The organism is Atribacterota bacterium, assembly GCA_028717805.1.
Taxonomy (GTDB): domain Bacteria; phylum Atribacterota; class Phoenicimicrobiia; order Phoenicimicrobiales; family Stramentimicrobiaceae; genus Stramentimicrobium.
Map to the genome: position 1 here is coordinate 20,807 of JAQUNC010000024.1, position 14,665 is coordinate 35,471.

The following is a 14,665-nucleotide window of genomic DNA, read 5'->3' on the forward strand; positions in this document are numbered from 1 at the left end:
TATTAAGGAGATTATATAAGCTACGGTTACTGCCGATATGATGTTAATAAGTAACAGTATAAGAAAATTAGGTCTTAATTGTTTAAATTAGAGATGCTTCTATTCATTTAAAGATTTTGATGAGTTATGTTAATCAGAAACAGGGAGGTTATTTTATGAATTTTACCGGACATGGCAACAAGCCTATTAAGGAGTTAATACTAGAATCTAATACTGCAAAAAAAATAGTAAAGAAGTTAAAACATATTCCAATTTCACAAAGAGTAGCCAGGGAGTGCATTGATTTAGCTTATGGATTCTTTTCTCCATTAGAAGGTTTTATGAATTCTAACACTCTAAACAGTGTCTGCCAGAAAATGAAGTTAATAGATGGAACTCTCTGGCCGATACCGATTTTATTGGATATGGATAGAGATACTATCAATAAAAATAACTTAAAAATAGGAGACCAGATTATTTTAAGTTTTCAAAACCAGCCTTTGGCTTTGTTAGATATTGAAGAGATCTATCAATACGATAAGCAAAAAATTGCCCAAGCAGTATTAGGTACAACCGAAGAGAAACACCCGGGTGTGAAGATGTTTGATGAATGGAGTGACTATTATCTTGCTGGTCCGATTAAATTAGTTAATGAGCCAATATTTCAACCACCTTTTGATCGGTTTTGGTATACTCCTCTTCAATTACGTAAAATCTTTCAAGAGAAGGACTGGGAACGTATTGTTGCTCATCAAACACGGAATGTTCCCCATACCGGTCATGAGTGGCTAATGAAAGGAGCCTGGTTTTCAACAAATGCTAATCTTGCTGTTGAAAGACTAAAAACCGGCATTTTGGTTAGTTGTATCATTGGACCTAAACGCATGGGTGATTATATTGATGAGGCAATTCTTTTAGGTCAGCAGCAATTGAATGATTCAAATTATTTTAATCAAGAAATACATATGGTCTCCTTTGTCTTATGGGATATGCGTTATGCCGGACCCAAAGAGGCATTATTGCATGCTATTATCAGATCTAATTTAGGATGTACTCACCATATGTTTGGGAGAGACCATGCTGGTGTAGGTTCCTATTATGATCCTTACGATGCACACCGCATCTTTGATAAGATACCCGAGGGAAGTTTAAATATCAAACCCATACGCGTACTGGAGTGGTGGTATTGTCCTATTTGCCAGGAAGTGACTTATTCAGGACTCTGTGGACATACCAGAGAACGACAGAATTTTAGTGGGACAATGATTCGTAGCATTATTCAAGATAAGGTTCAACCTACTAATTTATTGATGAGACCAGAAGTATTTCAAGTAATGTTGGAATCTGCTGAGAAATACGGATTTGGTTCCCCCTTCTGTAACGAGAAATATCTAAAGCAGCGCCAACCCGTCTTCAGACTATTTTCCATAAATTCATAATCTCAGAAAAGAAAGGATATGATGATGAATAAAATACCAATTAACATATGGATTAACGAACAGAGATACCAAAAACTATGTCAGGCTGGTTTAGAAAACATGACGGAAGAAGTATTGGCCGGAATGAAAGTATTAAAGGTATATTGTAATGAAGAAGAGAAGGATATCTTGTTAAAAAAATATCCATCAGCAAAGTATGATCAATCAACAACTAAAAGTATTGAATTACTGCCGGCAGAAATAAAGAATGAAATATTCAATATGGTAGTTAAAGAGAAAAAACTGGATATTTTTGAGAAATATCTAAAATAAAATAAATTATTTTAATTATTCTTAAGTAAAAGCGGCAATTATTGCCAGAAGAGGTGAATTTTTCATAAATGAAAGAAAAAAATATCAATATTTTTAAAAAAGGTATTTCAATAGATAGTAATCTGTTTTGGTTAATTACTGGATTCTTAGTTTTTATATTTATTGCTTTTGTAATTCCTACACCAGAGAGTTTAATAGAAGTTGTTCACGAATATGGCTTTAGTGACAATATGATTAAAACAGGTGTTGCTGATAGCGTCACTCAAGCTGCCTGGAAGGCAAAATTAATTCTGGGAATTATTCCTATGGCTACCATCTTTTTTTGTACCGAAGCTATACCAATCGGATTAGTCGGCATTTTGATGCCCTTTCTTGCTTATTTCTTTTACCTACTTCCTAAAGCCGAGATAGGTAAAACCTTCTGTGGGGATGCTCCTCTCTTTCTTTTAGGCGTATTGGCTTTAGGTGTAGTGGTCACTGAAGTTGGTTTGCATAAACGTTTAGCCAGTTGGATTTTAGGGTGGGTAAAAGGATTTATTTTTCCTCTTTTTATTATAGCTATTTCTATGTCCCTCTTAGGTGCATTTGTGTCTGCTCATGCTATAGCTGCTTTTATGACTCCTATTATGGTGGCAATATATGTAGGTGCTTTAAAAGGAGCAAAGGATAAAGGTAGCCAGATAGAAGAAGATCCCAATTTGGCTAAGCTGCTCCTTTTTACCCTTTGTTTCAGCTTAAATGTTGGTGGAGTAGGTTCACCGGCGGCTGGAGGACGAAATGCAATTATGATGGGATTTTTTGATAATTACAATGTTTCCATGAGTTTCACTCAATGGATGGCTTATGGCATGCCTCTAGTTCCAATACTAGCTATAGCAGTGGTTCTTTATTTACTTTTCGTCTTTCGTAAAACAAGTATAAAAGATTTAACCCCAGGATTTGAAGATATAAAAAAAGAAAATATACAAATGGGATCGATGAAGATAAGTGAACTATTAATACTATTAATGATGTTTGTTATTCTCTTTTTATGGATAACCAAAAGCGATACCCTTGGATTAGGCGGCCCGGCACTACTTGCCCTAATGATTCCTGTCATTTTTAGAATTGTGGATTGGAAAAAAATCTTATCCAACATTTCCTGGAACGCCTGGTTTATGTATTGTGGTGCTTTGACCATGGGAGCATTATTACAAAATAGTGGAGCCGCACTTTGGTTAGCAAGATTCTTTTTAAACAGTGTCCAGTCCTTAGGAATCAATGGGGAATTGCCTTTGCTAGTTGGAGCAAGCTTTTTTTCAGGAGTCATGACTAATTTTATGAGTGATGCTGCCACAACTTCTCTTCTTGGCCCGATTACTGTTCCTATGGGATTACACTCTGGTGGTGCATGAATGCCATGGGCTGTTGGACCTGCTACTGCCTTTGATACTTTTTTTGCTAATTTTCTTATTGTAGGAACTCCAAATAACGCAATTATTTATGCGCTTAGCGCATACCCTGGCACGGATAGAAGAATAATTCACCCTTTGGATTTCTTAAGATATGGATTTGTGTTATGGATTATTTGTATGCTAATATTATGGGTAGTTGGTTTCCTTATTATATTTAGAATTGTTGGTTTTCCCCCTGATATTACTGAATCAGCAAAAGCTGTTCTTGAAGCAACCAGGAATGGAATAGTCATTCCGTAATTTTTTATAAACCTTAAAAATTATTGGCATAATCTTCATATAATTAGCAAAGAAATAGACTGTTAAAAATAGAAAGATTCTTAAAATGATTCAATGTATCAGTTTTATTGGAATTGGATTTTTTATTGGCGCTTTAGCTGGTTTATTTGGAGTAGGAGGGGGTTTTCTGCTTGTACCTCTTCTCAATGCAGTATTTAATCTTCCTTACAATGTTGCCATAGGAAGCAGTCTTTTCCAGATGGTGGGCACTTCAATAGCATGTAGTATAAGGTATAAGGGTTTTGGCCACATCGATTATAAGCTGGCTGGATTTGTTCTCATTGGTTCACTAATTGGAGTAGAATTGGGCAGTCAAATACTCATGTGGCTGAAAGAATTAGGGAATATGTTAATTCACGGCTCTCTAATTAGCAAAATGGATTTTTGGATAAGTATAGTTTATATGATTCTTCTTTCTATTGTAGGAATATCAATGTTTCTTGAAAGCAGAAAAGCAAAAGGAAGAGCACCCCGGGGAGGAATAGTTGATACAATATTTTCACAGAAAATCAAAGAGGTAAGGATTCCACCCATGATTTCCCTCCCCATTTCAAGTATAGAGCATATCTCAATTTATTTTTTAATATCTTTAGGATTTGGAGTTGGAATACTTACCGGGCTTTTAGGAATAGGAGGAGCGTTTATTATGAATCCTGCTTTAATTTATTTATTAGGAGTACCTACCAGTATAGCCATAGGTACATGTCTTTTTCAAACCATATTTATAGCAGGATATGGAAGTTTAAGCCATTTTTTGAAGGGAAATGTAAATTTTGAATTGGTGACTTGTATTTTGATAGGTTCTTTAATTGGGTCTCAAGTAGGAACACAAATTCATAAACAACTAAGAGGAGCCCATATTAGATATTATTTTTCTCTAGTCATTTTTTTAGCAATAGCTATTGTTCTAGTTAAGTTTCTCTTAAACCTGGATTATATTTAAATCAGTTCGTATCATATATGAAATAAAATAATATAATCATCTACAGATTAGAATTCGATATTGAAGAAAGATACTAATAAAAAGAGCAAGGTGCTCTTTTTAAGTAAAGTTCCTGGATATAAGTAGATATTTTCCGGAGGATGAGTATTTTGAGATGGGCATAAGCTCCGATCACACCATGGATATACCAGAACGATAGGACTTTAGTGGAACTATGACTGATAATATTATCCAGAAAAAGGTTCTGACTACTTGCTTATTAATGAGACCAGAATAATTTTAATTAGTTATATTCTACTGAAAATGATTGATTTGATTTGCCCTTTACTATGGCAAATATTTAAAAAGTGAGAGCTTGTTTTAGTCTGTTACCTTTGGATAAATAAAGTGATAATTCAGAAATTATCAATCTGCAATTATTAAATCACTTTTTATGGTTTTTCCAGTAAAGTCAGTAAGATTATTGAATTTTATTAATATGTTATGAGCTATATTTATAGAAAAAAGTAATATTTTAAATTTTAATATTATTTGACAATATTGGAGAAGAATGCTATATTTTCATCAGATATTTTAAAATTATCATAAAACTCGTATAAGCTTTCGAATAGGGCGAAAGCGTTTCTACCAGGTGACCGTAAATCACAATAGGCTACGAGTGGAAGTGCATCTTAGGGATTCACCTGCTGGATTAAAATTTCATACTCATACTTGTCAAGCAGGGTTCGAACCAAGTGGTGCAAAGTGTATATGCTATGCTACACCGTAGGGCTAAAATCCCAGGCGGAGAGGTTCCACTCTTATTATGGAATGCTCTTAGTCTGGATTTTTTGTTTTTATAAGATATTTTAGTAGTATCATAATTTCAGAATAATTTCCGATACTACTACAATACTATTTTCAAAATAAGGAATCATATATGCTAAATTAATTTTTCATTAAGGAGGTTCTGATGGATATTAGTATTATTATGGGTAGTGTTTCCGATCAACCCATTATGGACAAAGCTTCAGAAATTCTACTGGAATTGGGAATTAGTTATGAATTAAGGGCTATTTCTGCGCACCGTTCGCTTGATTTTCTTTTTCAATATATTAATCAATTCTCTAAAAGAGGATTTAAGGTGATTATTGCCGGTGCCGGCGGTGCTGCTCATCTACCTGGTGTGATTGCTGGTAAGACCGTACTGCCAGTTATTGGAGTGCCCATTAAAACACCAACATTGGAAGGATTAGATTCATTATTATCTATAGTGCAGATGCCCATAGGTGTACCTGTGGCAACAGTGGGCATCAATAATGCTGCTAATGCTGCCTTATTAGCGGCAAGAATTCTAGCTCTGCAGGATAATAGAATTGCTGAAACACTTGCATCTTTTATTAAGAAGATGGAACAGAAGATAAAAGCTTTAGATATCAATCAGGGAATTGAACAATGATTAAAATAGTAGAAGGAGTTTTAAAATGGGGAGCGTAAAAGATTTAGTGGTCTTAAAAACTCCTACCAGGGAGTGTCCTGGGCTTGGCAGATTTATCTTTTCCGATCGTTACTCTGTTTTTGATTGGGGTGAAATGCCAGACCATATTGATCAAAAAGGTGTGGCTTTATGCATTACTGCTGCCTATTTTTTTGAAAAAATTAAAAAAGAAGGAATTATGACCCACTATTTAGGTATGGTTGAAAATGAACAGGTGAAATCTCTTGCTGAAATCAAGCAACCAATCAATACTCTGGAGACCAAATTATATAGGATATTAAAACCCCAACTTACTGATGAAAAAGCCTATGATTATCAGGTCTATCAACAAGAAAAGGGTAATTTTTTAATTCCCTTGGAAATTATCTATCGTAATACACTTCCTGCTGGTTCCAGTATTTTTAAAAGGTTAAAAGAAGGGGAATTAAGGTTGGAAGATTTGGGACTGGATAGAATTCCCAAAGAAGGAATTGAATTAAGAAAACCCTATCTTGATATATCTACCAAGTTAGAAGCAACTGACCGTTATATTAGCTGGCAGGAAGCCCAGGAGATAACTAAGGTTCCACATCGGAAAATAGCGGAGATAAATTCAATAACTCTAAGAATTAATAAGATGATTAGTAAAGAAGTACAAAAAATAAGCCTTAAAAATGAAGATGGTAAGTTTGAATTTGCTCTGGATAATGAACAGAATGTTGTTTTGGTTGATGTAGTGGGTACTATGGATGAATGCCGTTTTACCTATCGTGGAATGCCAGTTAGCAAGGAGATTATCCGTCTTTATTACCGTCAGAGCGATTGGTATCAAGATGTTGTTAAAGCCAAAGAAAAAGATCCTGCTAATTGGAAAAAATACGTAAAACAAAAACCACAACCACTACCTTCCAAATTAAAATTGTTTCTATCCATTTTGTACTGTGCTTTTGCCAATGAAATAACCGGTAAAAAATGGTTTAAAGATATCCCTCGTTTGCCTGATGCCTTACAGGAAATCTATGATTTTATCAAAAATTCAATAAATTAATAATGGTTGTAAATTAAGGATTATATTTATATGTGTTGGTATGTAAGAATTCATATCAAATTAAAAAAGGATGTTCTTGATGCCCAGGGTAAGGCAACTTATAAAGCTCTCCTGGCTTTAGGATTTCACAACGTTCAGGATGTCAGGATCGGTAAATTGATTGAATTACAAATAGAAAACAATTCCAGGACTGAAGTAGAAATACAGGTTAAGGATATGTGCCAGAGGCTATTGGCTAATCCCGTTATTGAAGATTATGTTTATACCATAGAGGAATATTAAATGAAATTTGGTGTAGTTCAGTTTCCCGGTTCAAATTGTGATTATGATTGTTATTATTCCTTAAAATATATTTTAAAGGTTCCCACTGGATTGCTTTGGCATAAAGAGACAAATATTACTGGTTATGATTGTATTGTCCTGCCAGGGGGATTTTCGTATGGTGATTATTTAAGAGTTGGGGCAATAGCCCGTTATGCTCCTGTTATGAGATCCATTCTGGATTTTGCCAGAGAAGGTGGTCTGGTGATAGGTATTTGTAATGGCTTTCAAATTTTGACTGAAGCGAGACTATTGCCAGGTTCTTTAATAAGGAATAATTGTCTTCATTTTACCTGTAAATGGCAGTATATTCGTGTGGAAAACATCAATACACCTGTTACCAACTTGTGCCAAAAAGAACAAGTATTAAAGATACCTATTGCTCATGGTGAAGGCTGCTATTATGCTGATCAAAATACGATAGATGAAATAGAGGCGAATAATCAGGTTTTGTTTCGTTACTGTAGCAATCAAGGGAAAATTACTCAAGAAGCGAATCCCAATGGTTCCCTATATAATATTGCTGGAATTTGTAATAAGGGAAGAAATATTTTCGGTCTGATGCCACATCCGGAAAGATGTATGGAAGATTGCTTGGGTTCAATAGATGGTCGTCTTATATTTAAGTCTGTGATAAATTATTTAAGAATGGATATCTTTCCTCTAAATAACTGTGGTAACAGGAGTACTCATCTATGCCAAAGTTGAAACAGAATAAAATATGGCAGAAGTGGAGTCTAACCATTGATGAATATCAATTAATATGTCAGGCTCTAGGGCGTGAGCCCAATGAACTGGAAATGGGTATTTTTGCGGTCATGTGGAGTGAGCACTGCAGTTATAAAAGTACCAAAGCTTTGTTGAAAAAATTACCAAGCAAAGCTCCTTGGGTGATTCAGGGACCGGGAGAGAATGCAGGCATAATTGATATTGGTGAAGAAATTTTAGTAGTCATGAAGATGGAAAGCCATAATCACCCTTCAGCGGTTGAACCGTTTCAGGGTGCTGCCACCGGAGTAGGTGGTATTCTGCGGGATATTTTTACCATGGGTGCCAGACCTATTGCTCTTCTGGATTCCCTTCGTTTTGGTGATTTTCAAAAAGATTTAACACAATATTTATATAATGGTGTAATAGGAGGTATTTCCTTTTATGGAAATTGTATTGGAGTACCTACTGTCGGTGGAGAAACTGTCTTTTCAGAAAGTTATCAAGGGAATATCTTAGTAAATGTAATGTGTGTAGGTTTAGTAAAGAAGAAAGCAGTAATTCTTGCAGTGGCAAGCGGAATAGGTAATTCTATTATCTTAATTGGAGCAAAGACTGGACGTGATGGGATAGGTGGAGCTGCTTTTGCCTCAGTACAACTTACCGAACAATCAGATAAGGATCGACCAGCTGTTCAAATAGGAGACCCTTTTGCTGGTAAATTATTACTTGAAGCATGTCTGGAATTAGCACAATTCCAAGAAGTTATTGGTTTGCAGGATTGCGGTGCAGCCGGTTTAGCTAGTTCTCTAAGTGAAATGGCTGCCAGAGGAGAAAGTGGAGTTGAGGTTGAGTTGTCAAATGTTCCGCAAAGAGAAGCTAATATGAGTCCTTCTGAAATCATATTATCTGAATCACAGGAAAGAATGATAGTAGTAGTAAAAAAGGGAAAAGAAGAAAGGGTTTTATCAACCTTAAAACGATGGGATTTAGATTCAGCTATTATTGGACAAGTCACTGATGATCAGAAATTTACCATTAAAGATAATAAACAAGTTGTAGCATGTATTCCCATTCACTCACTGGTAGAAGGAGCCCCTACTTTCAGAAGAAAAATAAAAAAACCACAATGGCTGGAAAGAATAAATTACATTAATTGGAAAAAAATTAAAGAATTTGATCATTATAATGAAATCTTGCTTGATATGCTAATTTCTCCTAATTTATCAAGCAAGGAAGAAATTTATCAACAGTATGACTATCAGGTTCAAACTAATACTATTATCCCACCTGGAGATGATGCTGCAGTTTTAAGGATTAAAGGAAGCAAGAAAGCCCTTGCTTTAACTACTGAAGGTAATGGCAGATATTGTTTCCTTGATCCATTGCAAGGAGCAAGAATTGCAGTAGCTGAAGCAGCCAGAAATTTATCCTGTAAAGGTGCGTTACCAAGGGCTATTACTGATTGTCTTAATTTTGGAGCACCGGAGAATAGCGATAGTTACTGGCAACTAGTACAGGCGATAAGAGGTTTGTCGGAAGCCTGTCGATTTTTTGAAATCCCGATAATCAGTGGTAATGTTAGTCTGTATAATGAAAATGAAGGCAAGCCAATATATCCCACACCTGTTATTGGCATGGTTGGGATAATTGATGATTACCGGTGTATTTGTACTTTAGATTTTAAAAAGGAAAATGATTTGATTTTTCTGCTTGGTGAAAATTTAGAGGAATTAGGAGGGAGTGAGTATCTGAAAATTGCGCATAAACTAATATGCGGTAAGCCTCCTGTTCTTGATTTTAGAAAGGAGAAAAAAATACAATCATTCTGTCGAAAAGTGATTGAAAAAGGAATTATTTCTTCAGCACACGATTGTTCCTTGGGAGGGATAGCCATTGCTTTAGCTGAATCATGCCTGAAAAGCAGTCTGGGAGCAGAGGTAGAACTAAAATCTGATATTCGTTCTGATTGCTGTTTATTTGGGGAAACACAATCCCGCATAATAGTCAGTATTGATCCCTCTAATATTGATAACTTTATTAAGATAGCCCGAAGTGATAAGATACCATTTCAAAGAATTGGAATGGTCAAGGGAAATCATTTAAAAATTAATCAATGGGTTAATTTACCATTAGAGGAACTGGAAAAATCATGGCGGTGTAAAGGCAATTAAATTGAAGTGATGTTAGGATATAGTATGTAAATCAGGAAAGGAGCCTATAATGAATAAGAGCAGTATTGACCGTCAGGAAATGAATTTAAAGAGAATTCTGGAAGAGAATAATCTTACCGAAAGAGAATATCAGGAAATTGTTAAGACTTTAAAGAGAGAACCAAATGATATAGAATTAGGACTTTATTCTGCAATGTGGTCTGAACATTGTAGTTATAAAAGCTCCAAACCGGTATTAAGGCATTTCCCTACTCGGGCGGAATGGGTTTTATTTGGACCTGGAGAAAATGCTGGAGCTATTGATATAGGAGAGGGGATAGCTATGGTAATGAAAATTGAAAGCCATAATCATCCTTCAGCAGTTGAGCCTTTTCATGGAGCCGCTACCGGTGTAGGAGGAGTGGTTAGGGACATTCTAGCTATGGGAGCCAGGCCTGTTGCCATATTAGGTTCTCTCCGATTTGGTAATTGGGAAGATTCCCATACAAGATATTTAGTTAAAGAAGTAGCAAAAGGCCTGTCATTTTATGGTAATAACATTACAGTGCCGGTCATTGGCGGGGAGACCTATTTTTCGAATAGTTATCAGGAAAATCCTCTGGTAAATGCAATGTGTGTGGGTTTAGTAAAAAAAGAAGATATTGTGGTTGCGATAGCCAGGGAGATTGGTAGTATCGTAATTTTGGCAGGAGAAAAGACCGGAAGGGATGGGGTAGGTAGTGCCAGTTTTGCTTCACAAGAGCTATCAGAAGTAGACCAGGAGATAAAACACCCACCTATTCCACAGGGCAATCCCTATTTAGAAAAAAAGATAATTGAAGCCTGTCTGGAAATGGTAAATGAAGACTTGCTATTAGGAATGCAAGACTTGGGAGCTGCTGGTTTGGTGAGCTCCAGCTGTGAAATGGCCAGTAAAGGAAATTGTGGGATTGAATTAGATCTTTCTTTAGTACCAAAAAAGGAAGATGATATCACTCCCAGGGAAATATTGCTCTCTGAAACCCAGGAGAGAATGTTATTAATTGCCAAAAGGGATAATCAGGAAGAGATTGGCAAAATATTTGATAAATGGGGTATAGAGTATACTGTTATTGGAAAAGTAATCCCAGATGGTTTATTGCGTTTAAAAGAGGGAGAAAAGATAGTTGCAGAAGTACCGGCAAAATCTTTAGCGGAGGGAGTTCCTGTTCGTAATTACCAGGGTAAATTTCCTGTAGAAATAAAAGAGAGACAGAGGTTAGATTTAGAAAAAATTCTACAACCTAAGAATTACAACCAGGCTTTGTTAAGCCTGTTATCCTCTATAAACATTTGTAGTAAAATCGGAATTTATAATGATTTTAATCAAATAAGCTCTGCTGGTACTGAGGTTATCTTATTTCCTGGAGATGATGCTGGAGTTATCAAAATTGAAGGAAGCAAAAAAGCAATTGCTTTTACTGCTGATGGTAATGGAAGGTATTGTTATTTAGATCCATTTGTAGGTGGAGAGATTGCAGTTGCTGAGGCAGCACGCAATCTATCCTGCAAAGGTGCCCGTCCCTTAGCCATAACTGATAATCTTAATTTTGGGAATCCGGAAAAAGAAGAGATATTCTGGCAGTTAGAAAAATCAGTTAAAGGGATAAGCAAGGCTGCTCAGGAAATGGGAATACCCGTTATCAGTGGCAATGTAAGTTTAAATAATGAAAGTAATGGCGAGGCTATTTACCCTACTCCTATCATTGGAATGGCTGGAATTATTGATAATTTTGATCAGGTTTGTACCATGTCGTTTAAGAATGATGGTGATTTAATTGTCCTGATAGGTGAAAACAAAGAAGAACTGGGAGGAAGCGAATATTTAAAGGTCTTTTATAATATAGAACAAGGTCTGCCTCCCCAAATTAATTTAAAACTGGAGAAATCAGTTCAAAATACCTGCCGGGAAAGTATTGCTCTGGGAATATTGTCTTCTGCTCATGATTGTTCTGATGGAGGGCTAATAACGGCATTAGCAGAATGCTGTGTTGCCGGGAAAAAAGGAATAAAAGTTGAGAAAAAGGCTAAAACCAGAAATGATGCGCTACTTTTTGGTGAATCTCAATCTTGTATTATTGTTTCCCTTCCACAGAAAAATTTAGCTTTACTAGAGGATATTGCTCTTAAATATCAGGCACCTTTAGAGATATTAGGACAGGTGGAAGGAGATAGTTTAAGGTTTGGTAATTTAGTTAATTTAAAGATAGAGCAAATTATAAAAGCCTGGGAGAGGAATTTTAATAATGCATGAAGAGTGTGGCGTTTTTGGTATTTACCATAAAAATCTGAAGAGCAATATAGCTCAATTAAGCTATTTAGGACTCTTTGCTCTTCAACATAGAGGACAGGAGAGTGCCGGTATCGCTGTCAGTAATGGTAAGAATATATTGATTTATCGAGATCTAGGACTGGTAGCTGAAGTTTTCAAGGAAGGCATATTGAACACCTTACAGGGAATAGCTTCTATCAGTCATGTACGGTACTCCACTACTGGTTCTAATAGCTGGGAAAATAGTCAACCAATATTGCAACAATTTACTGGTGGTTCTTTTGCTCTGGCTCATAATGGTCATCTAATTAATCAGAGTGAGTTGAGAGCAATACTGGAATCACATGATAAGAATCCAAGCAATTGTCAAACTGATAGCCAATTGATCTGTAAGTTAATTGAAGTAACTAAAGAAAAGGATATAGAAAAGGCCTTAGAGAAGATAGTGCTACAATTAAAGGGTGCCTTTTGCCTGGTTCTTTTGACAGAAGATAAATTGATAGGTTTAAGAGATGCTCATGGTTTTCACCCTCTTGTTTTAGGAAAGACAAGAGATGGCTTTGTTTTAGCATCAGAAGATAGTGCTTTCTCCATAATAGAGGCTCAATATTTGAGAGAAATACAACCTGGAGAAATGATAGTAATTGAAAAGAACAATTATAAGGCGAAACAAATACTTCCTTGCACTAAAAAGAATTTATGTATTTTTGAACATGTTTATTTTGCTCGTCCTGATAGTAATGTTTTTAGAGAAAATGTTGCCGCGATACGGGAAAGGATCGGTCAAAGATTAGCTCAAGAACAGCCAGCTAAAGCCGATATAGTTATTTCGGTTCCTGACTCAGGGCGATTTGCCGCATTAGGGTATGCTCATAAAGTTGGTATACCCTACCAGGAAGGTTTATTGAAAAACCCTTATATAGGTAGAACTTTTATTCAACCCAATCAGGCGTTGAGAGAATATTCAGTTAAAATAAAACTCTCCGCAATTGTCAGTATTGTAACAGGGAAAAGAATAGTTATGGTAGATGATTCAATTGTCAGGGGAACTACCAGCCGTAAATTAGTGAAATTATTAAAGAAATCAGGAGCAAGGGAAGTACATGTTAGAGTTAGTTCTCCTCCTGTAAATTTTCCCTGTCATTATGGTATTGATACACCCAATCAAGAAGAGTTGTGGGCTAATCGTTTTTCAATTGAGAAGATAAGACAATGGATTGGAGCGGATTCCCTGGGGTATATCAGTCTGGAGGGATTGACTGGAGTTTTTGAGAAGAATAAACCTTCTGATTTTTGTACTGCCTGTTTCAGTGGTGAATATCCATTATAGTATAGAACAAGTAATGAGTGATCAGTGATTGGTGATAAGTAATTAGCGGTAAGCCAAAATAATGCTAAAATATAAGAATGGATAAATTTTTAGTTTAAAGAACTATGTGGTAATCTTGGTATTTTAAACTCGAAATTTGATACACTCAACCTAGAACTTCTCTGCCCTGTATTTTAACATAAAAGAAAGGATTAATAGTATAAAATGAGTGAGATTTATAAGAAGGCAGGAGTTGATATTGAGTTGGCAAATAATATTATTAATAAGGTTACTCCAATGATTCATGCTACACACATACCAGGTGTTCTGAGCAAAATTGGTCATTTTGCCGGATTATTCTCTATAGCCCATGAAAAAATTGAAGATCCAGTTTTAGTTTCTGGTACCGATGGTGTCGGTACTAAACTAATGATAGCAAATTTATTAAACCAACATGATACCATTGGAATTGATTTAGTAGCAATGTGTGTCAACGATATCATGACTTGTGGTGCCAAGCCGATATTCTTTTTGGATTATCTGGCTACTGGTAAATTAAATGAAGGCAAGATGGTTAGTATTATAAAAGGAATTACCGAAGGCTGTAAAATTGCTGGCTGCGCTTTATTAGGAGGGGAAACTGCAGAAATGCCTGGATTTTATAGAGATGGAGAGTACGATTTATCAGGTTTTGCTGTAGGAATTGTTGATCGGAAAAAGATTATAACTGGATGTGATATTGTTCCAGGAGATCTTGTCATTGGATTAGCCTCCTCTGGACTGCATAGCAATGGATATTCTCTGGTGAGGAAAATATTTTTAGCAGAAGGAAAATTGAGTTTAACAAAAAAAGTGTCGCTTCTAAATGTGACATTGGGAGAAGAACTTCTTAGAGCTACCAGAATCTACATATCAACAGTTTTAACTTTGTTAAAAGAATTTCAAATTAAAGG

Annotated in this window: 13 protein-coding genes and 1 riboswitch; all 13 genes read left to right on the forward strand. The window is 35.7% G+C overall.

The window, feature by feature from the left end; genetic code table 11:
• Positions 1 to 155: 155 nt before the first annotated feature.
• Positions 156 to 1,418, forward strand: a complete 1,263-nt coding sequence (sat, locus tag PHD84_06550; protein ID MDD5637458.1) for a sulfate adenylyltransferase — start codon at positions 156 to 158, stop codon at positions 1,416 to 1,418.
• A gap of 24 nt (positions 1,419 to 1,442) precedes the next feature.
• A complete protein-coding gene (locus tag PHD84_06555; protein ID MDD5637459.1) occupies positions 1,443 to 1,730 on the forward strand; it encodes a hypothetical protein in 288 nt (95 codons plus the stop codon).
• Positions 1,731 to 1,798: 68 nt separating this feature from the next.
• Positions 1,799 to 3,124 carry an SLC13 family permease gene (locus PHD84_06560; protein ID MDD5637460.1) on the forward strand — a complete coding sequence of 442 codons (1,326 nt, stop codon included), beginning with the start codon at positions 1,799 to 1,801 and terminating at the stop codon, positions 3,122 to 3,124.
• Positions 3,125 to 3,424, forward strand: coding sequence for a hypothetical protein (locus PHD84_06565; protein MDD5637461.1), 300 nt, complete (start codon positions 3,125 to 3,127; stop codon positions 3,422 to 3,424).
• A gap of 85 nt (positions 3,425 to 3,509) precedes the next feature.
• Positions 3,510 to 4,406, forward strand: coding sequence for a sulfite exporter TauE/SafE family protein (locus PHD84_06570; GenBank protein MDD5637462.1), 897 nt, complete (start codon positions 3,510 to 3,512; stop codon positions 4,404 to 4,406).
• A gap of 571 nt (positions 4,407 to 4,977) precedes the next feature.
• Positions 4,978 to 5,081, forward strand: a riboswitch (purine riboswitch).
• A gap of 274 nt (positions 5,082 to 5,355) precedes the next feature.
• Positions 5,356 to 5,844, forward strand: coding sequence for a 5-(carboxyamino)imidazole ribonucleotide mutase (gene purE, locus PHD84_06575; protein ID MDD5637463.1), 489 nt, complete (start codon positions 5,356 to 5,358; stop codon positions 5,842 to 5,844).
• A gap of 25 nt (positions 5,845 to 5,869) precedes the next feature.
• Positions 5,870 to 6,910 (forward strand): phosphoribosylaminoimidazolesuccinocarboxamide synthase, encoded by a 1,041-nt coding sequence (gene purC, locus PHD84_06580; GenBank protein MDD5637464.1) that lies wholly within the window; start codon positions 5,870 to 5,872, stop codon positions 6,908 to 6,910.
• 30 nt (positions 6,911 to 6,940) lie between these two features.
• A complete protein-coding gene (gene purS, locus PHD84_06585; GenBank protein MDD5637465.1) occupies positions 6,941 to 7,192 on the forward strand; it encodes a phosphoribosylformylglycinamidine synthase subunit PurS in 252 nt (83 codons plus the stop codon).
• On the forward strand, positions 7,193 to 7,939 hold the full coding sequence (purQ, locus tag PHD84_06590; GenBank protein ID MDD5637466.1) for a phosphoribosylformylglycinamidine synthase subunit PurQ: 747 nt from the start codon (positions 7,193 to 7,195) through the stop codon (positions 7,937 to 7,939).
• Positions 7,927 to 10,113: a phosphoribosylformylglycinamidine synthase subunit PurL gene (purL, locus tag PHD84_06595; GenBank protein ID MDD5637467.1), complete on the forward strand. Its 2,187-nt coding sequence runs from the start codon at positions 7,927 to 7,929 to the stop codon at positions 10,111 to 10,113. Before purQ ends, purL (PHD84_06595) begins: the two co-directional genes overlap by 13 nt.
• A gap of 49 nt (positions 10,114 to 10,162) precedes the next feature.
• The gene (gene purL, locus PHD84_06600; GenBank protein ID MDD5637468.1) at positions 10,163 to 12,385 is read left to right on the forward strand and encodes a phosphoribosylformylglycinamidine synthase subunit PurL; all 2,223 of its coding nucleotides are present in this window, start codon (positions 10,163 to 10,165) and stop codon (positions 12,383 to 12,385) included.
• On the forward strand, positions 12,378 to 13,733 hold the full coding sequence (purF, locus tag PHD84_06605) for an amidophosphoribosyltransferase (GenBank protein MDD5637469.1): 1,356 nt from the start codon (positions 12,378 to 12,380) through the stop codon (positions 13,731 to 13,733). The genes purL (PHD84_06600) and purF overlap by 8 nt, the downstream gene beginning before the upstream one ends.
• 204 nt (positions 13,734 to 13,937) lie before the next feature.
• Positions 13,938 to 14,665, forward strand: a 728-nt coding sequence (gene purM, locus PHD84_06610; GenBank protein ID MDD5637470.1) for a phosphoribosylformylglycinamidine cyclo-ligase, incomplete at its 3' end; no start/stop codon positions are given.